Here is a 23384-nt window from a genome sequence, read left to right on the forward strand (position 1 = left end):
ACGATTTGTTTTACTCTTCTTTCGTCTCAACCAAGTTTCGGCGGCGACTTAAATAATGTATCACATTTCGTTTGTTTTCGTCAAGAACTTTTTTTAATTTCTTTTTTTGAAGCTTTTGTTCTTCACTTTTCCTCTGAAGAATTTATCGTTTGTTGACGATAAGCTCGTTTGAGGAACGAAATATAATGTATCATATATCACGAATGAGAGTCAATATTTTTTTATAAATTATTAAACAAACAAAAAAGGAAGGTTTCCCCTCCTTAATGTGATTCATATAATACCAAGCTATTGGAGAATATTATGCCTCAATCCAATACCGAATTTCTCGGCCCTCTCCTCCGATCGATGGCCATCCTGCAGATTCTTTTACAATAGAACGAAAGACCAGCTTGCGCAGAACCAAAGGCAGATCTTCTCGAACAAATCTTAACTGAGGATGATGAACAAGTTCATTCATGCTCCACGGCTCTTTGCGACTTCTTAACACACGCAGCAGCAACTCTGAGCATTCACTCATTTTGGACATTACGGAAAACTCACACGCAAGCAGGACAAGCTCTACTCGCTGCTCCAGCGTCTCGGAGCTCACGGTAAGCTCCTGATATAGTTTCCACAAAGCACGATCCAGATTCTGTACATGAGTCCAGACGGCATGATCCGGGTATATCCCTTGTTCAATCAACACAATTCTTGCCCAGTTCCCCAGAGCCTCTAATACATTGTAATAGGCGTCTACAACATGCCCTTCCTGGATATGACGCTTGGCCTCCACATACATTCTCAAGAAACTGGTGAATTCATGAAGCAGCTTCTGCTCACGCAATTCTGTGCCAAAGGTAGACAGTTCTTCTCGCAAATCACTTAAGGTGCTGTCCGCTTCCCAGATGATCTCACCTTCAATCAGACACTGAGTGAGGTTATTATGATTCCCGGTAACGACACTACTCTGTAACTCATGACGGCTCGCATAGATCATTTGATAACGAAGATCACCATATCTATAATGTCCCACCGTCGACTTCAATTGGTCATCATTATGAACAACAAGTACTAATAATTCAAAATCTTGAACTAGGGAGCCGTGGAATCGCTCTCCCGGGTGGGAATAAGCGATAGCCCCAACTGCCCCCGTCTCTTCCGACTGTTCGGACAAAAAAGCAAGGTTCTTTAATTCCACGATTCCCTCCATACATTTCATGGCAGATAAGCGCCAAGTCAGTTATAATGTAATTCTACATCCAGACTGAAGTTTCCTTCTTTTCCAGGTCCGATACTACTCATACGATAGGAGCATTTTTCATGATTTTTAAATCAGCAAAAATTAATGCTTTTCGCACTTGGGGATTACTGCTAACCATGCTAGGTATGGGCCTAATGATACTGGGGACAGCCGGGATTGTATTCTGGGGACACGCAGGCAAGGTATTCGCAGCTGTAGGACTCGTCATCGGACTGATTGCCATGATGGCCAGTCTAGCCATTTATTTTTGGGCCGGCATGCTCTCTACCAGTGCTGTACAAGTCGACTGCCCGGAATGCGGGAAGTTAACCAAAATGCTGGGCAAGACGGATCGTTGTATGTTCTGTCATACCATCCTCACCCTTGACCCTAATAAGGCCAATACAACAAGTCAACAACTGAAAGCGCCTTCTACAACAGCTCCCCCCACCGAAGGATAGTACGAATCGTTCTCCAACCGCTAGATTTCTTTCACCTTAATTTCATTGAAGAACAAAAAAAAGGCCCGGTATGTCTACCGGACCTTTTTTGACTTGAGTTATAAATGTCTCCGTTTTACTATTATGACTAACTAAGATACGAAGTTAAGTTATAAGTCCTGTAGCCAATAAATCATTAGATTGCAAGTATGATGATATCAAACAGGAGAAACTTTTGGCTTTGCGAAACTAAACAAGGGAAGCGATTATTCGATACCGAAGCAAAAGGATTTTATTTCTGGTAACCGGCCTGTTTCAATATCTCCCACGCAGAAGCATTGGCAAAACTACGATTCCACGCCGCTACTCCGCCCAGCTTCAACGAAGCAATCAAATCCACACGCGCCTGAAGGGACACGGCATCTTCGATCCATATTTTCTTGGTCGCTCCGTCTTCCTCATATTCCACATAGTTCTGTCCACTTGCCTGATCCAATTCGGGTTTGAGTTTCTTTTCTTGAATCAGATCGACAATGCTATTCATGCCTACCGCTTTGGAAGACACCTTAACCTCCCCTTGATCGTTCGTCTCTTCCGTCCAGATCCGAGTATAAAGCGGCACTGCCATAATCAACTTGTTAGAAGGTACTTCATCTTCCTCAAGTATGCGTCTCATGGAAGCCTCAGTCCATGGAAGAGACGCTACCGAACCCGCCTTGGGACTAGCCGCCCAATGTTCATCATAGGCCATCACAATAACATAGTCGGCAAAAGAACCTAATGCACGGCGATCCAGAAAGGCAGACCACATTTCACTGTTGGATTTCGGTGTTACATCGATTGATAACATCAATCCATGTATGCGAGCCATCGCCTTGATCTCACGCACAAATTGCGTAATATTTGGCCCGTCATCTGTATACACGTTCTCAAAGTCGATGTTGATACCGTCCAACTGATATGTCTGTGCATACTCTAACATCTGCTCGATAATATGAGTTCGTGTCGCGTAAGAAGCTACGGCTTCTTTGGTAATGTCCGGGTCAAAGCTGTTATCCATGAGCCCCCACACTTCCATACCCGAACGGTGAGCCCAGTTCACATAAGCTTGGTCTCCCTTGCTTTTCACAGTGCCCTGTCCATCTGTAATGTGGAACCATGTGGGGCTAACCACATTCACACCAGGCATTTTACCAATAGAACCCACATCAGGCTGACGATTATACACGGCTTCCCAAACCAGGTTAACCGGTTTATTTTGCCACTTCTTCTCTGCTGCAGTCAGCGTATACTTGGGCATGTCCACCTTCTTTTTCTCGGTGAGCGCAATATAATCATTATCTACGTATCCGGCATATCCATTATCGAGTTGAACAAAACTCTGTTTATCACCCGTCTGCCATACACGTACTCGTGCATTCTTTTCCATATCGGCAATGATTGGTGAGGATTCTCCCCCACGTTTATATAACGCCACCGTTTTGTCCGCTTTGGATGACAACGTATCAATCTCTGCATATTGTATCGTGTCTCCTCCACGCATCAGCAGCACAGCACCTGTTACCGAATCTTCCTGTATGGCGATGCCGTATACTTCTTTCAAAGGTTTTAGCGGAATGTATGCTTCCCCATCCTTAACCTCCGGCTTAACCGTCATAGGATAATCTTTGTGATTAAGTTCTGCTTGTGTACTGCCCTCCTTCATATGAAGGACTCGCTGAGGAGAAGCAATAATGATATCTCCCGACTCTGGTTCATAACGTATGCCCGCATCAATCGCCTCTTGCAGCACCTTTACAGGTAACTTGAGTTGATCTCCTGTACCCGAAGCGTCTCCGTCCATCAGTTGCCCATCCACAAAAATAGGCTGGTTTCTTCCTACCCAATCGGGGTCTTCATGAGTCTGGTTCAACCATACATTCGTTATAAGCCAGTAAGCCCCCCCGGCGATCAGACAAGCCCCGAGAAAACCGGGCCAAAATGAACGTCGCTTCTTACCTGTATATCTGCTTTTTCTACCCAAAAACGTCTACCTCCGTTAATTATGCTGAATCATAAGGATGTGCGCATAAGTTGTTATAGAAATGAGCATTTTGCATAAATGCTAAAAAAAAGCGTGAAGAATCCATACTGAATTCTACACGCTAATATTGTAATTCAACTCTCTTAATCCCTGCAACTTTTACAAACGCCATATACTTCCAATCGGTGACCGTGCACTTCAAATCCTGTACTAGACTCTGCTTGAAGCTCTACACTTTTGAGTGAAGGATAGCTGAAGTCTTCAATCTTGCCGCATTGATCACAGATAACATGATAATGATCCGTCACATTGGCATCGAAGCGGCTTGAATTATCTCCGTATGTCAATTCCCGGACCATGCCAGCTTCCAGAAACATCTTCAAATTGTTATATACCGTCGCCACGCTCATACTGGGAAATTGGGGTTCAAGCGCTCGGTAAATTTCATCGGCTGTCGGATGCCCCATGGATTCCATCAGATAGTTCAATATGGCATGACGCTGGGGTGTAATACGGACACCGGTCGTTTTCAGATGCTCCAACGCATGTTGGACACGTGTTGCCATAAAACCCACCGCCTTACCTTTCATTCTCTGCTGACGAGTATATTGCTGGCTCATCGTACAGAGTTAATTCCCGGCCATTAACAACGACAACACATCTTTCGTGTCGTGTAATCTTGCCAGTGTACATTTATTGTACGGCGATTACAAGTTTATTGTCAACGCGGCCGTCAAGGAACCTCTGTAGAATCATCCTGGGAATTTGCTCCGTCTTCGGTCGTTTGTTCCATACCTTCAGCGTTATCCTCAGATTCCTGTGTGACTGTATCCGGTGTAGACACAGCGGGGTTGCTCTGAATGGTGAGATCGCTGTTACCTTCGATTTTCACCCTGTACTCACCCTCACCGAGCTGGCCTTCTATGGTTTTATTCTGCACTTTGAAAGGCAGATCCGTGCTTAAATCTCCGTAACTGCTGGAACCAGCCAGACTGTAGTCGCCCCGATCAGGCAATAGCACGTTAATAGCACCTACAGCACTGTATACATCCCAGTCCCCTCCGACTTTAGCAGATACGATGTTAATACTGCCATTGAGCGATTGGGCTTTGATTCCCAGGTTGGCACCATCCAGCGTAATATTGCCGTTACGTGTCTCTGCCGTGAATTCGCCGACAGAGTCCGCGATACTGATACTTCCCACTTGTGTGGTCAGATCGACATCACCGGAAACGCCGCGGGCCTTCATATCCCCACGGTTACTGTCAAGATCTACATTGCCAATAGCGTTGGCAACAATGACGTCCCCGTTCAACGTTTTCCCCGAGATATCTCCAACGGCATTGGTAATACGGATACGGCCGTTACCCGTTTCTGCGAATATGGTACTAATGGCTTCGGGACGGTTTAACAATATGGCTCCATTGGAAGTTCGAATATCCAGATTAAAGCGACGATCATCCGGAATTGTTATGGTGAGATTCATCCGCGGCTGCGTTTTTTCATTTTCTCCATACGTTTTGCCTGTAGCCTTGATATGAATCACTTTCGTACCATCGGTCTCCACAAAAGAGGCATCCGCTACAGCCTTCGCCTGTACTTCCGTCGTCTGATCCACCCAGATAACCGTTCGTACTTCAATCTCCTCCGTGTCTCCCCGTTGTACCGAGATATCCCCGTTGACACCTTCGACTACCAGATCTGACGTATCCATACCAACAGGTACACGAATCGTGCCCTTATCCTCCATATATCCTGCAGCTTGACTGTAGTCCATGGAGGCCGCACCTAGATTTAGACTCACTCTATTCCATAAGTGCATGTAGTGATCCTGCTCTGTAACAATAAATACCGAAGCCGCCAAAATCAACGAAGTCAGAATGCCTTTGGCATCGGGTCTGAAACGTACTTTTATGGGTTCGTCAGGATTACCCGAATGATTTGATTGCACTTTTTTTCTTCTGCGTGTCCACAGGAACAGCATAATATATTCCACACCCAAAACAACGAGCAAAAATGGCCACCAGTCCACCATATCATATACATAGTCAGTTCCCCACCGTTTATCCAAAATCAACAGCACACCGACCGCTATGATTAAGGCGGCAGCCGTATAGCGGCCAACCCGGACTTTACGGTTCATCACGTTCCCCCCTTATATCGTTTCAACTACATTTTTTTCTTGTTCAACATTACCCAAAGCTCACGCCCAAACAGAAGTAATCCTCCTAGGATCATGAGAATCGCAAAGGAATAACCGCCATACATGGCGAGGATCTCTTGGAACCAGCGTGGTTTGCGGAAGAACAGCACCATTAAAGACCCTCCCACAATCAAAAGCAATCCGAATGATATGCCTTTCTCCCAGACCATCATTGCATCCCGTATAGAACGTTCATTGGATATCGGCTTGTCCGAAGTTGCTTGGGTTACTGCTCTGCGTCTACGCATCATGACCCAATCCGCCGATTGCAGCACATCATATACATTGTAAAAGTAAATAACTGGGATACACAAAGCCAGCAAGATGAGCAGTGGCACATTGATCTGTATACCAATGGATGAGAAGTACAACACTGCTGACAGATCAAGCAAAACAAGCAGCATAAAGGTCAAACCTCTCATGTACAATCTCAGATAAATATGACCCAGGCCAGGGATAATAGCGCTCAGTAAACCTGCAATAAACTTATGAGTCCGATTCCTGACCGGTTTGGTCCGAACTGCACTGCCCTTTTTGTTCGATTGACGTCTCCGTTTCATAAGATACTCCTCTCTTCTAAACTGACCTTCCGCTCTTTATGCATTTGGTTAGATAGTACCCTAAAGAGCATGGAGAGTAACTGGAAGAAATATGGATATGACCAAAAACCCTCCGGCACAGCTGGCCTGGGGAGGGTTGTAATTCATTTATTCGATCGACACCTTGGTAACGTGTTCCCATTGTCTTAACTTGGATACCAAGCCTACCGTTTGGAAATCATGCGGTACCTGAACATGTAACACAATCTCAATTTTACGTTCAACCGATACCATCTCTGCATAAGCGAGATCCTGTTCATTCACCGTAATTTTACGAATTTTGATCTTCTCTTGCTCCATACATGAAGACAGCTGTTCCAGAAAACCGGGTTCTGATAAGGTATGAAGTGTAACGACATGCAGTTTGTTCCCTCGTAGATACCTTAGCTCTAATTTGTTAAATACCCAGAGATTAAGCAATACCAGAACGGTGGATACGATAGAGGCAAAGAAGAATCCCGCACCTGCTGCGAGCCCAATGGCTGCAACAACCCAGATTGAAGCTGCCGTAGTCAGTCCAGTAATGGATTTTCCCGTGAAGAGAATAGTCCCTGCTCCCAGGAATCCGACACCAGTAATTACAGCTGTAGCCAGACGCGCTGGATCGATCCTTACATTTAATTCATTAGCAAAATCTTTAAAGCCATAAACAGACAACATCATAATCAGTGCAGAACCAAGACATACCAGAATATGGGTACGCAAACCGGCGGCATGATTGGACCGTTCCCGCTCCAGGCCTACGAGCCCTCCAAGCAGCATGGCCAGTAATAATCGTAATAAAATGTGCCACTCATCAATGAACCAGGGATCACCCAAAGTCGGTATTCCTCCTCGAAGTTGTTAATATGATTAAAGTTTATTCTTGTGAAAAGTCGTTAATTCCACTCCAGGTGCAATCTGTGTGACTTCCACGGGGTTAAAACCGAATTTGGTGTACAGATTCACAGCGGGTTGATTCAGCGTTCCTGTGGAGACGATATAACGAGGAAGATCCGCATGCTGTTCCAACACATACGTCATCAAAGATGCAGCAATTCCCTTGCGAAAGTGATCCGGGTGCACCATCATTCGTGTAATGGTCAGTGTGTTCTCCTCTTCCTCTGCTACAGCGACAGCCCCGATAAGCTCTCCGTCATCATGGATACAACCGTAAAAGCTCTCCCCACAATCCCGAAGTGTCTCCATCGTATCCATCAAAGGAGGAATCTCCTCAAATCCGATGATTTCGGCTTCCAATCGATAGGCTACATGTTGAAGTCTCCATAGCTGTCCCAACATCTCCAGATCACTCAGTGACAATGGTTGAATGTTCATATCCGTTCCCCCGTCCGAAATACATTTGTCTCCATAATAACAAAAAGAGGCTGTCACAGGGACGAGCCTCTTTCTGTCCGGCCTCACCGGAAGGATTAGCGGTTCAGTACATCTGCAAGCAGTTGGTTGGCCAGGGCGGGATTCGCCTTGCCTTTGCTTTCTTTCATAACCTGACCAACGAGGAAGCCAATGGCTTTCTGTTTACCAGCTTTATAGTCTTCCACCGATTGAGGATTATTCGCCACAACCTGCTCAACGATGGCAAGAATAGCACCTTCATCACTAATCTGCACAAGACCTTTCTCTTCAACGATCTGCTGTGGAAGCTTGCCGCTCTCCAACATTTCCTTGAATACCGTTTTGGCGATTTTGCTGTTAATGGTACCCTTCTCCAGCAGTCCGATCATCTCACCCAAACCTTGACCTGTCAGTGGAACCTGAGTCACCTCAAGATTGCTCGTATTCAGGTAACCCAACAAGTCGCCCATGATCCAGTTGGATACGGATTTGGCATCCTGAGTGAATTTCAAGCTATCTTCAAAAAGATCTGCCACAGCTTTGGAGGAGGTAATAACCTCTGCATCATAGCTAGGCAATCCATAATCAGCCGTGTAACGCGCCTTGCGCTCGTCTGGAAGCTCAGGTATGGTAGCTCTGATCCGCTCTTTCCAGGCTTCATCGATATGCAGCTTCACCAGATCCGGGTCTGGGAAATAACGATAGTCATGCGCCTGTTCCTTGCCACGCATCGACAGTGTTTTCCCTTGAGCTTCGTCCCAGCGACGCGTCTCCTGAACCACTTCGCCGCCATCATCCAGAATCTCAGCCTGACGATATTGTTCATATTCCAGACCACGCTGAACACCACGGAAGGAGTTCATGTTTTTCAGCTCGGCTCTCGTTCCCAGCTTCTCCTGTCCATGTGGACGCAAACTGATGTTAGCGTCACAACGCAGTGATCCTTCCTCCATCTTCACGTCTGACACATCACAGTACTGCATGATCGCACGCATTTTTTCAAGATACGCACGCGCCTCTTCCGGAGAAGAAATCTCAGGTTCGGATACAATCTCAACGAGTGGAGTACCGACACGGTTAAAGTCCACCAAAGAAGCGTATCCGCCATCGATATGCGTAAGCTTCCCTGCATCTTCTTCCAAGTGAAGACGCGTGATGCCGATTCGTTTCGTTTCACCATTCACTTCGATATCAATCCAGCCATTCTCACCGATCGGTTGATCGAATTGCGAGATTTGATAGGCTTTGGGTGAATCGGGGTAAAAGTAGTTTTTACGGTCAAACTTGCTGACATCAGCAATCGTACAATTCAGAGCCATAGCTGCCTTCATTGCGTAGTCTACCGCCTGACGATTCAATACAGGCAGTACACCCGGATGTCCGAGACAGACCGGGCAGGTATGCGTATTCGGCGGAGCTCCAAAAGCTGTGGAGCAGCCACAGAAAATTTTGGAGTTCGTATGCAACTCCACGTGGACTTCAAGTCCAACGACCGTTTCATATTTAGATGCGGACATTTCTATATTCCTCCGTTCCGGGCAGTCTACAGCTGCGGACGCTGCTTATGGAATTCTGTATTTTGTTCAAACGCATGCGCTACACGCAATACGGTTGTTTCATCAAAGGCTTTACCGATAATCTGCAGGCCGACAGGCAGTCCATCCGAGAATCCACATGGAATGCTAACAGCAGGTACACCAGCCAGGTTAACCGGAATCGTCAAAATATCGTTCAGATACATCGTAAGTGGATCATCCACCTGTGAACCCAGTTTGAATGCCGTAGTTGGCGCAGTTGGTCCAATAATCACATCATATTTGGCAAATACATTGTCGAAATCCTGTTTGATCAATGTACGCACTTTCTGTGCTTTCAGATAATAGGCATCATAGTAACCCGAGCTGAGTGCATACGTTCCGAGCATGATACGGCGTTTCACTTCTGGACCAAAGCCTTGGCTGCGGGACTGATGATACAGATCCAGCAGGTTATCCGGATTGTCTGCACGCACACCATAACGCACGCCATCAAATCGAGCCAAGTTGGAGGAAGCCTCTGAAGATGCAAGCAGGTAATACGTAGCCACCGCATATTCGGTATGCGGAAGGGATACTTCTTCCCATGTTGCCCCGAGTCCTTCGAGAACTTTCAATGCAGACAAAACCGTTTCTTTCACTTGTGTATCTACGCCTTCACCGATGTATTCCTTCGGAACAGCAATGCGAAGCCCTTTGACATCACCTGTCAGTCCGTTCAAATAATCCGGAATCTCTACTTTTGCAGATGTCGAATCTTTGGCGTCATAACCAGCAATGGCTTGCAATACATAGGCAGAATCTTCAACATTTTTCGTCAAAGGACCAATCTGATCCAGGGATGATGCAAATGCAACCAATCCAAAGCGGGAAACAAGTCCGTATGTCGGTTTCAATCCAACAACACCACAATACGAAGCAGGCTGTCTGATGGAGCCACCTGTATCTGATCCAAGCGTGAAGTACGCTTCTCCCGCAGCCACAGCTGCTGCAGAACCACCGCTGGAACCTCCTGGAACACGATCAAGTGCCCATGGATTACGTACAGGGGAGAAACTTGAATTCTCATTGGAGCCGCCCATGGCGAATTCATCCATGTTGAGTTTACCAATAGTTACGGTGTCCGCAGCTTTCAATTTCTCGACAACTGTCGCGTCATACACCGGGTCGAAATTACGAAGGAATTGGCTACCACACGTCGTGCGCAGTCCGTTCGTAACGATGTTATCCTTAATACCTACAGGTAGACCAAAGAGCAAACCTTTCTCCTCGCCGCTAACCAGACGGTCATCCAGTTGACGTGCACGAGCGCGTGCTTGTTCTTCATCCAGTGCCAAATATGCCTTAACTTTATCGTCATGCGCGCCAATGTTCTGATACGCCTGATCCACCAGATCGGTGACCGACAGCTCTTTGGCATGCAGCTTGTTATGTAACTCAGGCAACGATTGTTCAAATAAACTCACAGTTTTTGTCCTCCTTCCGGTTATCCGTTATTCCATTACTGCAGGCACTTTAAACTGCCCATCTTCTTCTTCCGGTGCATTGCGCATCACCTGTTCAATGGACAGGCTTTCTTTGGTCTCATCATCACGCATAACATTGCTTACGTGCAGAACGTGAGTGGTGGGCTCGATGTCTTCTGTATCCAGCTCATTCAGCTTTTCTGCATATTTTAAAATCGCGTTCAGCTGACCTGTCAGGGTCTGTTCTTCTTCAGCAGTCAAGTTGAGCCGGGCCAGCTTGGCCACATGCTGAACGTCATTATTCGAAATACTCATTAGCGGATGCCTCCTTCATTCGTTCTGATTCCCGAAACGACCTGAAACGAATCGCTCGTTTAACGGGCTAAAGTCTCAAGATAACTTTTTTCATTATAGGTGAGATAGTTCGACAATTCAATGCAAATGACCCGACTAGCTTCTGGGAAGCTAAAAACGATCTTATAAAATAAAAAAGAGCCGGCATCAGCCGACTCTTAAAATACTAAATCCATGCACGCAGATTAACCTGCTTTATAAAATCCGCCTGTGACATAACATCGTTCGCGGTTTCCTCTTCCTCTTCCACAGCTTGAAAATCTCCGTTCATCAGATGATGAAACAGCTTCTCATTGTGTGTCGCAAGGGCGTAATCTATCAACGCTTCTCGCTCGACCCGCTCAGCTTCCTGCTTCAGCAGAACCTCTTCCAGATCGACGTCGCCGGATGGAACAAAAAAGTTCCGGTTCACCTGCGGCACTCGAAGCACGTAATCGAACGCATTGTCCGGATTCCGGTCATAAGCGATGATGAAACCATATTCCCCCACAGGAAGATTCTGCTCAAACGCATCCGCGACGATGACAACCTTCTCTCCTAATCGCAGCATCGTCTAACCTCCTGGTAGTCTATCTTAATATTTATTTGTATAGTCTACTAGAAAAGAATAACGATGTCTAGGAATACTAGAATTAAACAACATATTTGTGCAAAATCTTTTTTTCCATTTTTAAAATGATGCTATTTCTGATTTCGTGCACCTGGCTTGTGCTGTGATCGAATCACGACAAACCAGTAAATAATGAGCGACGTGGGAAATTCGGTGATTCCACATAACCAAGGGAAACGTCCACGTCTGCGTGCGTCCTGAAAGATACATGTGCCTTGAACCATCGTCTCCCGATACTGCTCTGCGTACTTCTTCGAGTTCAGCTGCCTTTATCATGATCATCATCTACTTCCCGTTCAATCTGGAGTTAATAAGACAGGCTATGCAGAAACGTTCAATGGAATGATAAAATAATTAAACCCGACAATTTCCCGGGCAATCAGACTTGATTCCGGTAATCTTGCAGCTTGTCGAACCACGGTTGGTTGCAGGCTCCATTTCTCAATACACGGCTTGTCCATATATTCTGCTTAGACTTCATCGCTTCACTGGTCACGCTTGGGTTATGTATTAAAGCTCGTTTTGTACCAGTTTCTCTTTTTCCACTTTCCATTATGCGACGGTTTTCTTCAATAATCGGATACTCGACACGCTGTCCCAACGGAATAACTCTTGTTTCTTCCACTTTGATATTCCCCGCTCTCATGATCTACTATTTCTTGAACTTTCTATTCTTAACCTTTACTTGTACTTGCTAATACTTGCTGTTTGAACCTAAACGACTTGTGATTAAGCACATGATATATCTGTATGTAGAGTAAAACGGGATGCTTTTTCGATAAAAAAACAGCTGAAAACAAAAAAAGAACGCAAACCGGGTATAGACCACAGTCTGCGTGCTTCGCAAGGTTGGGTGTTTCTTGGTAATGCTTCAGTTAGATGATGCCTTAACGCTTGTAACAACTAATTGCTATTCTAATGAAAAAGTTGTCACTTGTCCAGACTTTCTTCACATATCATGTCGGATTATCTTGCGGACACGTAAGGATTGTTCTGTTTCTCATAACCAATGGTCGTTTTGGGTCCATGACCTGGATATACTTTCACTTCATCAGCAAAGGTGTAAAGCTTGTTCTGGATGGAATCAATCAGATCGCGTTCACGACCTCCTGTCAGGTCTGTTCTGCCCACACCCATGCGGAACAGCACATCACCGGCAAACAGGTCGTTATCACAAAGCAAACTTACACTGCCAGGTGAATGGCCCGGTGTATGGAACACTTTAAACGTATGACCAATCAGATTCAGCTTCTGCCCTTCGTCCATGGCATATTCAGCAGGATCTGTCGAAAGCGGCGGTGTCGCCTGCGGCCAATTCAAAGATCCATTTAATTTCGGGGTTGTAAGCCAGTCACTCTCCAAATCATGAAGATAAACGGGACAACCCTTCAATTTACGGATCTCATCTACCCCACCCATATGGTCAAAGTGAGCATGAGTCAGGAGAATGGCTTCAATCTCCAAGTCTTGGATCGCCTTAAGCAGCGGCCCTGGATTCATACCCGGATCAATAATGACGGCTTTACCCGGATCATCTCCTTGTAAGAGATACGCATTGGTTTGAAGTGGGCCTAATGAAAACGTACGAATGTTAAGCATATCGGCTTAGTAACCCGAAATCAGTTCACGCAGCTCATGGATAATGGCCGCATGTGACTCCGTTCCTTCCCCATAACGTTTGCCAATCTCTTGACGTGCTACAGCCAAATTTTCTTGATAATCTGCTGCTTCACGATCCGGATTAAGACGTTTGAATTCAATCATAACTTCCTGTACATGCTGCGGACGAGGTCCCCACTGACCGAGCACATGGCCACCTGTATCTGCGAAAATAACGACTGGCACGGAACGTCCACCCATCGTCAGGAACTCATCCATCACTTCCGGATGGTTCTCCATAATCAGAACTTCTGTTGGGATTCCTGAGATTTCAAGGGCCTGGAACACAACCGGAATATTACGGACAACATCCCCGCACCAGTCCGCAGCCAGAATTAACACACGCAGATCATCGCGATGGTTCAGGCTCTCAAAGAACTCACGATCCTCTTCGTTCGACCAAGTAAAGCTATCATAGTTGGCCTGGAATTCACTTTGGTTCTTGGTCATACTCTCGATAAAATCTTTCGGTGGAAGACCTTTACCGAATTTGTGAGACAAGTTGGGTTTACCCATGACTAGACACTTCCTTTCTTTTTACGAGCATTCATCCATTTAATAAGTACATAAACGATCATAAGGGCGAGAGCGACCAGCAAAATAGGCATAACATATGGCGCCGCTTTCTCATCAATATTCTTCCATTGATCTCCAAGAATCATCCCTAAATATATAAACAATGCAGTCCAAGGTATAACAGCGAGTGTAGTCAGCAAGATGAATTTGCCTGCGTGCATTTTCGTGATGCCAGCCGGGATGGAGATTGCATGCCTTACCACCGGAACAAAACGCGCCGTGAAAATGACACCTGTACCATACTTGCGGAACCACTCCTCGGAATGGTCGATGTGTTTTTTCTGGATGAGTATGTATTTACCGTAGCGTTCAAGTACAGGTCTGCCGCCATAACGGCCAATCCAGTAAATAAATAACTGGGCAATCACACCGCCCACCGTACCGAAAATCATAGCACCGAAGAAGTTGATATTACCTTGTGAAACGAGAAAACCTCCATACGCCAGCACAATTTCGCTCGGGATGACTTCCAACATTAATCCAAGCATGATTCCAAAGTAACCAAGACTTTGAATCCAATCGAACAATTGGCTGACAAGGTTATGAATAAAGTCCATCTCAACCCTCTTTCTCCATCCTGATTGGCGGTGCCCCTCCGCACCATGGATGTTCGTCCCTATTTTATCACAGGGCTGTAGACGTTGCTACTTCACGAGGTTGGGATAGTGTCCCGTTTGCAGCGGTCCGCATATGGTATGGGGAGAGGAGCGTGAAAAGATGTCACACAAGTCAATACCCGGTTCTCCACCGGTCAAACATACGCAATCCGGTCAAAACCTTCCTTCCGCCAGGGGGATTCGCAGGGCATGCAGCAAGGAATTGTATCGTACAGCCAAAAGGCTAAAAGTGTATGTCTCCCCCGAACGGATGAAGCAGGCGGAAGAATGTTATTACGGTAAGGTGATCACGAATCTGCTCTGGATCGGTGAGAATCGCGACAACCGCAAAAAATTATGTGAGTGGTGGAACACGGATGTCAGTGCAGAGATCGCCGCGCTATGGGAAGTGGATGTTGAACCATTAAAAGAGGCGTTTCAGCACGCATTTGGCGGGTATCGTCTGTAGGAATGCAGCAATGAGGCAGGTAGCTGTATCTTCAAACCTACTGAAAGACGCAGCAAAGCTGAAGCGAATCTGAACATGTTAGGAACAGGCATAATCGTACTGTGTCCTTAACGTGTGATGTTAATGCCTACTTCACGTACGGGCAAGAGACAGAGACAACATAAATGCGAATTTCTTCCTTCGGATGTAAAGCTTCGCTCTGGTGGATTCGAGGGCACCACATTGCGGTTGAAGCAGAGCATGGAGCCGCCCTCCACGTGGGCATGAATATAAAACTGTGAGTATATATCATGCTCATACTCAAGCCCACGAGCGGTAACGAATCTGAGGCGTCTTATTCAAAGATTTTAAGCAATCTTAGAAATCTAAGGAATTTGAGACACGTTATATCGGAATTTTTGGCTTTTTATAGGGTCTTTGTTAGTGAGTTTCAGGAAATAACGTGTCTGATGTTCCTTACAATTTAAAAGGAGGAGCTAGAGGCGATATAAGACGTCCTGTGTTCCTTAGAAAATCGTATCCCCATCCACCAAGAGCAGCCAGCTTGGAGTTCCAGACTTTTTAGACGCTGACATCCATCATCATATCGCTTGGGTAAGCATCAAGATCCAGCCGTGATTCAAGGGCTCCGCTTGGTCAACTCTGGAGTAAACGGAGGAGAAGAAGCAGAGGCGGAAGCAAACCTGCGCAGGTTCTCTCCATAATCTTGAGCATGTTCTTCCAGTACAAAACGACGATCATTGCGAACGTTTCCTGCTTCCACTTCCTTAGCCAGCAGTTGATAACGTTCATACATCTGTACACCAGCGGCGGCAGTCTGTTGGGCTCGATCCGTGAATCCTGCCTCCCATTCCCGCCGCGCTGCCTGCTCCATCCAATACAAAGCCACGGATTGGCCGACGCTATCATACCGATTCAATCCGATCGCTTGTTCAAAATATTCTCCAGCTTGCTGTCCCTCTCCGAATTGGGCTGCCAAGCGTCCCAGTTCGATGTAAATCTGAGGGTGCAACAGGGAATGGGACAGGCTGTTCAGAAGAATTGATTCTGCTTCTCGTCCTGGGAGGGTTCTGGCAAGGGATATCAGTATATCCGGTCGATTCGGGTTCGATTGAAAGGCAGCCATAAGATGTACCTTCTGTGTTGAAGTGCCATCCGGTTCAGACATCGCCTGGCGGTACTGCACTTCTGCTACAACGTATCGGGAGGTCAGCCACACTGTTCCACCAAGCCAGAAAAGAATGATCATCACTGTCGATACCTTTATTACACGAACAGTAACTCGCTGAAAAATATGAAAGAAGGAGCGCATCGGGAAAGATAATGGACGAGATTGCGCTGGTAGGTATGGGAAGAAACGAGCTTTGGATCTGGAGGAGGTGTATTGAGCAATTCTACCGGATCGTTTGACTCCCTCTGCTTCCGTCTTCAATGCGCCTGCCCAAGCACCGAGCCAGATGAAGAACATCCAAAATAGCGTGAAGCTCCAGTCAAAGTCCATCGCCCCATGCAGGCCAAAAATAAGCACGGAGGGCATGAGCTGCGGTGCAAAGTGAAAGATGCTCCGCAGGGTGAAGATAAACCACCCTGCGACAACCAGGATGCCGATCACGCCCGTGTCCAGGGCAAGATCGAGCAGACCGTTGTGAACCTCGCCTCCAACATAAGGCGAGGATTGAATGGCGCGAAACATGTTGCGCCATGTATCTCCCCCGTGGCCGAGCCATGCGGCCTCGGTCCACAGCTGGAGGGCGTCCCGCCACATCTGTAGGCGGGACACCCCAGTGCCGACACCTGCCGCGAGGCGATCGGCGGTGGAGGCCACGGCCATCAGTGCGGCGGCGGGCACCGTCAGCACGATGGCCGTCAAGGCAGCGGCGCGCGAAGCCTTGGCGGCGACGCTGTGCCATAGGCGGCACAGCAGCAGCGTGCCGAGCAGCGCAGCTGCCCATGCCCCGGCCAGTGCCAGCAGGCCGGGCACTGGTGCAGGCGCCAGCTGAGCAGCAGCCAGCTGGCGGTACAGCCAGGCCGCGCACGCCAGTGGCGCGGCTGTGGCCAGCAGCAGCGGCAGGCGGGCACCTCGCCGCTGCAAAGCGAAGGCGGCGACCGCGGCACAGCCGGTCGCTAGCCAAGCGCCGCGCGACTCGCTCAGCAGGAGCGCGGCTTGCGCGGGCATGAGCGGCAGCACTGCCGCGATGAGTCGCCCGGCCGACACCGGCCGGGCTATGACTCGCGCGGCGGCTATCAGCCGCTCCAATGCGTACATGCCGACAACGGCACCGTACGCATTAGGGTACTGCAATAATCCGCCGAGCCGTGCCCCGACGGAGCTGATCTCGGGGTCAGCAGTCCGCATCACCCCGAAGGGCAGCGGCAATATCCCGCACACGGCAAGGATGCCGCTTAGCACAAGCAAGCCGCCTGCCATCTGCCAACCGCAGGCTAACCAGCGCGCACCATCCGTGCGCGCAGCCAGTACTGCGGTGAGCAGGGTAAACATCGCAAGCAGGCTCCACCGTAGCATTTCATCCATACTGCCCTGTTTACTCACCGAGCCTGCCCATGCATGTAGCCCAAAACAAATCATCATCCCCAGCGGCCACAATACCCGCCACATTCCCGGGATTCGAATCATTCGCCCAACCGTTCGTTCATCGTTCCCTAGCCAATGTACCGTTGACAGGGGTACTTGTTTTCTCGCTTGCCCTTTCTCTTTCTCTGGACGAAAAACTGCAAGAAATAGCACAAATATAATTAAGGTACTTCCTGCTGCAATCAGAATGAGAGGATACAAATCAGCCGAATAGTAAAGCCCCCGACTCAGACACCCTGCGAGTAGCAAGACAATTATGACTATGCCCAACCCAACAGTCCATCCTGACCCTGAATAATGTTCACATCTCAATATCCGTGAAAAACGACCTGCCCCCTCAGTTTGGATAACTCCATTTGATTGATATGTACTGTCTCTACTGCCCTTACTGTCCACATTACATAAGTCCCTGTTATCTACATGTTCTATACCATCTGCATGGTGAGACTTGTCAAACGCGTGTTCCATCCTTTCCTCATTCTCCGCATTTCCTCGTCTTCGTCTATCCCTTAAAACTCCCTGATCCTTTGTCAGATTCTTCATTACCTTCCACCCTTCTTCCACCGCTCCACATGCATAACAAAAAGACAGAAGATCCCGATAACGGGGCCTTCTGCCTGATATTATCTGACAGTTATGATATTGCTTGCTACAAAGTATATGCATTGTATTGAAGTTTACTTTCAGAGACCCTAATTGCAGTATGTCCCTCGATTGTCATTGGCACACTCAGCAAAGGTCGCAATTTGCGGAATCCTGAACGGTTTCTTTGCTCGATTTTGATTTCCCGCCGGCCTGCTTTCCATCGCCAGGAAGCAAATCTGCACAAGCCCGCTCCAAATAGGGATCGGCATGAATGAAATCACGGAAAGCCGTATATTCGTTCCACATCTCCGTCACTTCGCCGGCCTGACCGCGAACAGCACGAATCAATATGTTTTTAGGCGTATTCTCCATATCGATGAATTCAAGTAATTGTGTTTTGTATCCCATCAGATCAAGCAACTTGGCACGAATCCCATCCGTAGCAAGTGCGGAAAAACGTTCCTTGAGGATGCCATGGGACAACAACGGATTCATCACGGAAGCCTCTACCTGGTCAAACAGTTCATGCTGACAGCAAGGGACAGACAGAATAACAGAAGCCCCCCAACGAACCGCCTTCTCCAAAGCAGCATCGGTAGCTGTATCACAGGCATGCAGCGTGACAACCATATCCACTTCGTTCAATTCATCGTAGTCCGCGATGTCTCCAACCAGAAACTTCAGATCGCCATAATGCAATCGATTTGCCAGATCATTACAGTGTTCAATTACATCTGCCTTCAAGTCCAGCCCAATAATCTTGAGTGAACGCCGTTGTTGTACAGACAAATAATGATATAACGCAAAGGTCAGATAAGACTTGCCACAACCAAAATCAACGATGGTCAGTGGACGCCCCTCCGGCAGATGCGGAATAACATCCTGCACCATTTCGAGGAAACGGTTAATCTGTCTGAACTTGTCATACTTACGAGCCAGCACACGACCTTCTTCGTTCATGATACCAAGTTCAACGAGGAACGATACAGGTACGCCTTCTTCCAATACATATTGCTTTTTGCGATTATGCGACAGATCCACTGCAGTCTTGGAAGCAGATTTGGTCAAAATGGATACTTTATATTTTTTGCTGATCAAAATTTGATAGTCTGCTTCGGTCGTACAGAGCAGCCCTTGACGAAACGTCTCTTCGCATAGCAAAGTCATGCGCTCAGCCGCTTCAGCCGGAGTCAAATTCTCGTGCAGCACTTTGTTGTTATAATGAAATGCAAATTGATAATGCAGCTGATTCTTCAGTGTCACTGGCTTGACTTGCACTTTGGTATACGAGACATTGTCCCGTCTGCGCAGCTGGCTCCAGGTCGCTGTAATCAGCGAATTCTGTTCAAAGATGTCTTGTATAAGCTTTCGCAATGAATCCACGGGGTACATCTCACTTTCGGTTTGATTTGGTCAACCGTTACCATACCACAATTCCGTTCCCTCTCCAAGTAAAGGCAGGTAACAAGCCTTGATCCAATCCATATTTTATGAGCTCATCTCTTGACGACTTAGTTCAGCTAGTCCCTCTTCAACTTCGTTCCGGGGCAGACCGCCCTGCTCAAGTTGTTCGTCCGTGAGTTGGCCTAACCTTTCATAGAACGCCTGTACATCATCTCGGTAGCTCACCGGGAATTCACCACCAAGCTGTAGCAGCCTGTACCAACTGTTCTCTGCCTGGTCGTAACGTCCTTGTTGTTCACGATACAGGGCAAGCTGTCTCTCGGTTCGAGCAGGAAGTTCATATTCTTTCGTAAGCCCCAACACACCCTCCACCCGTTCCGGTGCGTCCAATAACTTGGGATTAGCCCCATGATTCAATGCATACAGGTAAAAATGAAGTGATCTCATCAATCGAATAAGGGCGTCATCCTCTGCGTCCATTCTCTCCTGATCGTCGATGCCTTCCACTCTGGCCTTTTCTTGATAAATATATGCCTCTTCTTCAATTAGCCTGGCGGCTTGCTGTAGATTGTCCACTTCAATCATTCCGCGAAAACGGAACATTTCAATAACATCCTCCGCTGGCAATGAGTTCAGTAGAGATAGGTTCAATCCAAACTGCCTGCGCATCAGCTCATCCAGTTCGGACAATGCCTCGGTGTGCTTACGCTGCTGTTTGAGCGTGAACACTTTGCCAATTGCTTCTGTCATTTCCTCCATCATGCGGAGCAGATAATCTTTTCTGAACATGCTGTATGCCCCCTCATCATTCGACCCTATACATTCAATCGTTCTCATAACGTTCCTTTATAGTTATTTTAATTCATGCCATGACAAAAAGCCAAAACAAGACGCGCGCGTCTAAGCTCTGTCTGTAAACACACTGAACCCCTGCTATCCCAAAGGGACTTTGCAGGGGTTCAGCTGGAATGGAACTGAGTCCCCCTCCTCTACAAGAGGGTAGAATCATCCAGAAACCAAACTATATTCTAATTTCTAATGATATCAACATAAATCACTTCATAAATTACTTCGATAATCCAGCCATAAATTGTTTAATGACCTGAATTAACTCTTCAGGCGCTTCATACATGCTCATATGACCTGCACCAGCAATAACAGCTTGCACAATATGTGGCTTGTCACTTGTAAATGTGCGTTCTGGCGGGATAACAGCGTCCTTCTCTCCCGCAACCAGCAATACAGGTAATGGTGTGGCTGACAACACATCACGGCGATCCGGGCGTTCTCGCATAGCAAGTGCAGCGCCAACAGCACCTTGAGGGGCTGTCTGGTAACCAATCTCCTTCACACGTGTGACTTGCTTAGATAAGGAGTCCACATGTTCCGGTGCAAACAAGCCGGGAACCAGTCCATCTACAAAATTTACGATACCTTCGGTTTGAATGGTGGATACAGCGCGAAGACGTTTCTCCTTGGCTTCTTCACTGTCCGGATAGGCTGTGGAATGAATCAGGCCAAATGCATTCAAACGCTCCGGGTGGCGTTGTGCGATCGAAAGCGCAATATATCCCCCCATGGAGTGTCCCAGAAGGACCGCCTTTTCCACGTTCAGCTCATCCATCAGCTGTAACACATCGTTGCCCATCTGTTCGATCGTATAACTTCCTACAGGTGCATCTGTTTTTCCGTGTCCACGCAGATCAGGTACGATACAGCGGTAGCTGCGTGCCAGCTCAGGTACGACCTCATCCCAATACGATGAACTGCCACAGTATCCGTGGAGCAAAATGAGTGCTTCTCCCTTACCTTGTTCGGCATAACAAATCGTCGTTCCATCACACATCACTTTTTCCATATGAATCCCTCTCTCTGCGCGAATTAAATAATTCAGGTTGTATATTATTAAGCCTACATATCATGAATGAAACGTTTGTCTCCATTTCCATGCTTCAATTGCGGCGTCTGCAATCGTTCGTGACATGCCCATAACCAAGTGAAGCGAGGTCATCTGCAATATGGAATAGGGTCTTGGTCCATTGGCATTAACCACAGCTGCTACACTGTATTGTCCGACAGGGGGCAACTGGCCCCCAACTGATTGAGCAGGAATGAGTGGGTTATTCGAAAGATAGTATGTACCTACGGCATTCTTTGGACCCAGACACGCATCAATCGCTATGATGGCATGGTGTGCCGGAATATGTGCCAATTTCTTCTCCAGCGTATCTGCATCACAAGGGGAAGACAGCGTGCCAATCACGTTCTCCATTCCGTTCTCTTGCAATAAACTTCCTGTCAGTGGACCCAGAGCATCCCCGGTGGAACGATCGGTACCAATGCAGACAAACGTGATTTCATCTGGAGTATGAAGTTGAACGATGTTTTTGAAGAATAAGACCAGATCCTCTCCAGGCAAACCTTTACGGACTTCCCTTCCTTGATGGCGAACCATTTCTCGCTTATACGCTGCCAAGCTGTATTCCCTCCAGTGCACTCAGGTCTCCATTGACCCCTGTTGTTGTATCCATCATTGTAACCGATGCATCGTTTCCCCGCAAAAGCATTGGCCTGAGCGCTTCCAATCATGATACAATAACAAGAGTTTCCGATACGGAAGGGATGAAGTTAACGATGGATTTAACACAAGCAACAGCAGCCAATATGGAATATATGATTGAAGCGATCAAAACCAAACTTCGGATGGCAAGCGGTGCCGCGATGCAAGCTTCGTCATTTCCACTTGAGAAATATGAAGATCTGTTTGATCTGTATGAAATGATTTTGAGCAAGGAACATCTCAGTATCTCTGAAGTGGAAGCTGTCGCTTCGGAACTGGGTAACCTTCGTAAATCCTAAGCCAAAAAGGACCTGTCTTCCACAACAACGTGGGGAACAGGTCCTTTTTCGCATTTTATATTTAACGACTATCCTTACTAGATACACATGATTATTAAGGTAGGTCAATCAGAACAAATTCAGCAGGTTCACTGCCTGTGCTCGTCATTTGCAGATCACAGCTTTTACGAATTCGCGCAGCATCCCCAGGCTTGAGATTGAAGTTACCGTCCGAACAATGAATCTCCACATGTCCACTGATCAGGAAAAGATGTGTACGCCGATCTTCGTGTTGCGGGTACATCAACTTCTTCCCGGATTCCAAATGGGACAGGTAACAGGTTACATCCTGGGAAATAGGCAAGGCTCCCTCGGTTCCCTCGCCCTCTTGACCTGATACAATCGGACATAGACGATTCAAATGCTCCTGCGGCTCTACACTCCGATTCGTATAGGACGGTTTCAGCATACGCTCCGATGGCAAAAACCACATTTGGAGAAAACGTACAGATTCATCTGCTGACGGATTGGTCTCGGAATGTTCAACTCCCGTTCCCGCACTCATAACCTGAACCGTTCCCGGTTCAAGCAATTGTTCTGTTCCCATACTATCCGTGTGCTTGAGTGTGCCTGATATGACATAACTGACAAGTTCAAGATCATGATGTGGATGTTTCTTAAAGCCTTCTTGCGGTATCAGCGTGTTGTCATTATGAGCCAGCAGACAGCCAAAATGGGCGTTGCTCGGATCATCATAATCCGCAAACGAAAAGCTAAATTCACTGTGTATCCAACCTCGATCCGACGTGTGCCTTTCTTCCGATGTCACCACTTTAATCATGTTCATCCACCTCCAAGGGTTTAGAACTGCCACATT

24 protein-coding genes are annotated in these 23384 nt (G+C 47.2%); 3 read left to right on the top strand and 21 right to left on the bottom strand.

From position 1 onward, the window contains the following. Window positions 1-301: 301 nt before the first annotated feature. Window positions 302-1180, bottom strand: a complete 879-nt coding sequence (locus OM416_RS21700; protein ID WP_264932896.1) for a nucleotidyltransferase-like protein — start codon at window positions 1178-1180, stop codon at window positions 302-304. A 122-nt stretch (window positions 1181-1302) separates the two neighbouring features. Between OM416_RS21700 and OM416_RS21705 the strand changes: the two genes are divergently transcribed. After that, complete coding sequence (locus OM416_RS21705) at window positions 1303-1683, top strand: DUF2614 family zinc ribbon-containing protein (protein WP_145152286.1); 381 nt, start codon at window positions 1303-1305, stop codon at window positions 1681-1683. Window positions 1684-1954: 271 nt separating this feature from the next. On the opposite strand, the gene OM416_RS21710 is transcribed toward OM416_RS21705, so the two are convergent. The 14 genes from OM416_RS21710 to OM416_RS21775 all read right to left on the bottom strand — a co-directional run bounded on the left by OM416_RS21710 (window position 1955) and on the right by OM416_RS21775 (window position 14579). Continuing rightward, a complete protein-coding gene (locus tag OM416_RS21710; protein ID WP_264932899.1) occupies window positions 1955-3685 on the bottom strand; it encodes a glycosyl hydrolase family 18 protein in 1731 nt (576 codons plus the stop codon). 143 nt (window positions 3686-3828) lie between these two features. Continuing rightward, entirely contained in the window at window positions 3829-4251 is a 423-nt protein-coding gene (perR, locus tag OM416_RS21715) for a peroxide-responsive transcriptional repressor PerR (RefSeq protein WP_026081471.1), read from the bottom strand. Window positions 4252-4418: 167 nt separating this feature from the next. Further along, window positions 4419-5828 carry a DUF4097 domain-containing protein gene (locus OM416_RS21720; protein WP_264932909.1) on the bottom strand — a complete coding sequence of 470 codons (1410 nt, stop codon included), beginning with the start codon at window positions 5826-5828 and terminating at the stop codon, window positions 4419-4421. Window positions 5829-5854: 26 nt separating this feature from the next. After that, window positions 5855-6448, bottom strand: a complete 594-nt coding sequence (locus tag OM416_RS21725) for a hypothetical protein (protein ID WP_264932911.1) — start codon at window positions 6446-6448, stop codon at window positions 5855-5857. 147 nt (window positions 6449-6595) lie between these two features. After that, window positions 6596-7306 (bottom strand): MgtC/SapB family protein, encoded by a 711-nt coding sequence (locus OM416_RS21730; RefSeq protein WP_017692302.1) that lies wholly within the window; start codon window positions 7304-7306, stop codon window positions 6596-6598. A 33-nt stretch (window positions 7307-7339) separates the two neighbouring features. Then, window positions 7340-7804 (bottom strand): GNAT family N-acetyltransferase, encoded by a 465-nt coding sequence (locus tag OM416_RS21735; protein ID WP_264932916.1) that lies wholly within the window; start codon window positions 7802-7804, stop codon window positions 7340-7342. Between the two features lie 95 nt (window positions 7805-7899). Then, on the bottom strand, window positions 7900-9339 hold the full coding sequence (gene gatB / locus OM416_RS21740) for an Asp-tRNA(Asn)/Glu-tRNA(Gln) amidotransferase subunit GatB (RefSeq protein WP_264932918.1): 1440 nt from the start codon (window positions 9337-9339) through the stop codon (window positions 7900-7902). A 26-nt stretch (window positions 9340-9365) separates the two neighbouring features. After that, window positions 9366-10823 carry an Asp-tRNA(Asn)/Glu-tRNA(Gln) amidotransferase subunit GatA gene (gene gatA / locus OM416_RS21745; protein WP_264932920.1) on the bottom strand — a complete coding sequence of 486 codons (1458 nt, stop codon included), beginning with the start codon at window positions 10821-10823 and terminating at the stop codon, window positions 9366-9368. 27 nt (window positions 10824-10850) lie between these two features. Further along, the gene (gatC, locus tag OM416_RS21750) at window positions 10851-11138 is read right to left on the bottom strand and encodes an Asp-tRNA(Asn)/Glu-tRNA(Gln) amidotransferase subunit GatC (protein WP_076333553.1); all 288 of its coding nucleotides are present in this window, start codon (window positions 11136-11138) and stop codon (window positions 10851-10853) included. Window positions 11139-11343: 205 nt separating this feature from the next. Beyond that, complete coding sequence (locus OM416_RS21755; protein WP_024631336.1) at window positions 11344-11727, bottom strand: hypothetical protein; 384 nt, start codon at window positions 11725-11727, stop codon at window positions 11344-11346. A gap of 439 nt (window positions 11728-12166) precedes the next feature. After that, on the bottom strand, window positions 12167-12433 hold the full coding sequence (locus OM416_RS21760; protein WP_264932931.1) for a hypothetical protein: 267 nt from the start codon (window positions 12431-12433) through the stop codon (window positions 12167-12169). 320 nt (window positions 12434-12753) lie between these two features. Next, window positions 12754-13386 (bottom strand): MBL fold metallo-hydrolase, encoded by a 633-nt coding sequence (locus OM416_RS21765; protein WP_062836481.1) that lies wholly within the window; start codon window positions 13384-13386, stop codon window positions 12754-12756. A 6-nt stretch (window positions 13387-13392) separates the two neighbouring features. Next, on the bottom strand, window positions 13393-13962 hold the full coding sequence (locus tag OM416_RS21770; RefSeq protein ID WP_264932935.1) for a thioredoxin family protein: 570 nt from the start codon (window positions 13960-13962) through the stop codon (window positions 13393-13395). 2 nt (window positions 13963-13964) lie between these two features. Then, window positions 13965-14579: a DedA family protein gene (locus OM416_RS21775; protein ID WP_264932937.1), complete on the bottom strand. Its 615-nt coding sequence runs from the start codon at window positions 14577-14579 to the stop codon at window positions 13965-13967. Between the two features lie 160 nt (window positions 14580-14739). On the opposite strand from OM416_RS21775, the gene OM416_RS21780 reads away from it, so the two are divergent. Next, entirely contained in the window at window positions 14740-15087 is a 348-nt protein-coding gene (locus tag OM416_RS21780; protein ID WP_076333557.1) for a dehydrogenase, read from the top strand. A gap of 619 nt (window positions 15088-15706) precedes the next feature. On the opposite strand, the gene OM416_RS31835 is transcribed toward OM416_RS21780, so the two are convergent. The 5 genes from OM416_RS31835 to yyaC all read right to left on the bottom strand — a co-directional run bounded on the left by OM416_RS31835 (window position 15707) and on the right by yyaC (window position 22145). Further along, window positions 15707-18346: an O-antigen ligase family protein gene (locus OM416_RS31835; RefSeq protein WP_319951924.1), complete on the bottom strand. Its 2640-nt coding sequence runs from the start codon at window positions 18344-18346 to the stop codon at window positions 15707-15709. Window positions 18347-18409: 63 nt separating this feature from the next. Continuing rightward, a complete protein-coding gene (locus OM416_RS21790) occupies window positions 18410-19657 on the bottom strand; it encodes a class I SAM-dependent methyltransferase (RefSeq protein WP_076212635.1) in 1248 nt (415 codons plus the stop codon). Window positions 19658-19753: 96 nt separating this feature from the next. Next, window positions 19754-20458, bottom strand: a complete 705-nt coding sequence (locus OM416_RS21795) for a DUF6483 family protein (protein ID WP_264932942.1) — start codon at window positions 20456-20458, stop codon at window positions 19754-19756. A 277-nt stretch (window positions 20459-20735) separates the two neighbouring features. Continuing rightward, window positions 20736-21527 carry an alpha/beta fold hydrolase gene (locus OM416_RS21800; protein WP_264932944.1) on the bottom strand — a complete coding sequence of 264 codons (792 nt, stop codon included), beginning with the start codon at window positions 21525-21527 and terminating at the stop codon, window positions 20736-20738. A gap of 60 nt (window positions 21528-21587) precedes the next feature. Further along, entirely contained in the window at window positions 21588-22145 is a 558-nt protein-coding gene (gene yyaC / locus OM416_RS21805; RefSeq protein ID WP_264932946.1) for a spore protease YyaC, read from the bottom strand. Between the two features lie 158 nt (window positions 22146-22303). Here yyaC and OM416_RS21810 point away from each other — a divergent pair, with 158 nt between their 5' ends. Next, a complete protein-coding gene (locus OM416_RS21810) occupies window positions 22304-22528 on the top strand; it encodes a DUF1128 domain-containing protein (RefSeq protein WP_017692283.1) in 225 nt (74 codons plus the stop codon). A gap of 94 nt (window positions 22529-22622) precedes the next feature. Here the strand turns inward: OM416_RS21810 and OM416_RS21815 are convergent, their stop codons facing one another. Then, window positions 22623-23348, bottom strand: coding sequence for a pirin family protein (locus OM416_RS21815; protein ID WP_264932949.1), 726 nt, complete (start codon window positions 23346-23348; stop codon window positions 22623-22625). Between the last annotated feature and the right edge of the window lie 36 nt (window positions 23349-23384).

Source organism: Paenibacillus sp. LS1 (assembly GCF_026013365.1).
GTDB lineage: Bacteria > Bacillota > Bacilli > Paenibacillales > Paenibacillaceae > Paenibacillus.

Bases quoted from the DNA above. Each gene is read 5' to 3' on its own strand.
- OM416_RS21705 (WP_145152286.1), top strand. From the start codon at position 1,303: ATGATTTTTAAATCAGCAAAAATTAATGCTTTTCGCACTTGGGGATTA.
- perR (WP_026081471.1), bottom strand. From the start codon at position 4,251: ATGGCAACACGTGTCCAACATGCGTTGGAGCATCTGAAAACGACCGGT.
- OM416_RS21720 (WP_264932909.1), bottom strand. From the start codon at position 5,828: ATGAACCGTAAAGTCCGGGTTGGCCGCTATACGGCTGCCGCCTTAATC.
- OM416_RS21725 (WP_264932911.1), bottom strand. From the start codon at position 6,448: ATGAAACGGAGACGTCAATCGAACAAAAAGGGCAGTGCAGTTCGGACC.
- OM416_RS21735 (WP_264932916.1), bottom strand. From the start codon at position 7,804: ATGAACATTCAACCATTGTCACTGAGTGATCTGGAGATGTTGGGACAG.
- gatB (WP_264932918.1), bottom strand. From the start codon at position 9,339: ATGTCCGCATCTAAATATGAAACGGTCGTTGGACTTGAAGTCCACGTG.
- gatC (WP_076333553.1), bottom strand. From the start codon at position 11,138: ATGAGTATTTCGAATAATGACGTTCAGCATGTGGCCAAGCTGGCCCGG.
- OM416_RS21755 (WP_024631336.1), bottom strand. From the start codon at position 11,727: ATGCTGCGATTAGGAGAGAAGGTTGTCATCGTCGCGGATGCGTTTGAG.
- OM416_RS21760 (WP_264932931.1), bottom strand. From the start codon at position 12,433: ATGAGAGCGGGGAATATCAAAGTGGAAGAAACAAGAGTTATTCCGTTG.
- OM416_RS21765 (WP_062836481.1), bottom strand. From the start codon at position 13,386: ATGCTTAACATTCGTACGTTTTCATTAGGCCCACTTCAAACCAATGCG.
- OM416_RS21770 (WP_264932935.1), bottom strand. From the start codon at position 13,962: ATGGGTAAACCCAACTTGTCTCACAAATTCGGTAAAGGTCTTCCACCG.
- OM416_RS21775 (WP_264932937.1), bottom strand. From the start codon at position 14,579: ATGGACTTTATTCATAACCTTGTCAGCCAATTGTTCGATTGGATTCAA.
- OM416_RS21780 (WP_076333557.1), top strand. From the start codon at position 14,740: ATGTCACACAAGTCAATACCCGGTTCTCCACCGGTCAAACATACGCAA.
- OM416_RS31835 (WP_319951924.1), bottom strand. From the start codon at position 18,346: ATGCATATACTTTGTAGCAAGCAATATCATAACTGTCAGATAATATCA.
- OM416_RS21790 (WP_076212635.1), bottom strand. From the start codon at position 19,657: ATGTACCCCGTGGATTCATTGCGAAAGCTTATACAAGACATCTTTGAA.
- OM416_RS21795 (WP_264932942.1), bottom strand. From the start codon at position 20,458: ATGTTCAGAAAAGATTATCTGCTCCGCATGATGGAGGAAATGACAGAA.
- OM416_RS21800 (WP_264932944.1), bottom strand. From the start codon at position 21,527: ATGGAAAAAGTGATGTGTGATGGAACGACGATTTGTTATGCCGAACAA.
- OM416_RS21810 (WP_017692283.1), top strand. From the start codon at position 22,304: ATGGATTTAACACAAGCAACAGCAGCCAATATGGAATATATGATTGAA.
- OM416_RS21815 (WP_264932949.1), bottom strand. From the start codon at position 23,348: ATGATTAAAGTGGTGACATCGGAAGAAAGGCACACGTCGGATCGAGGT.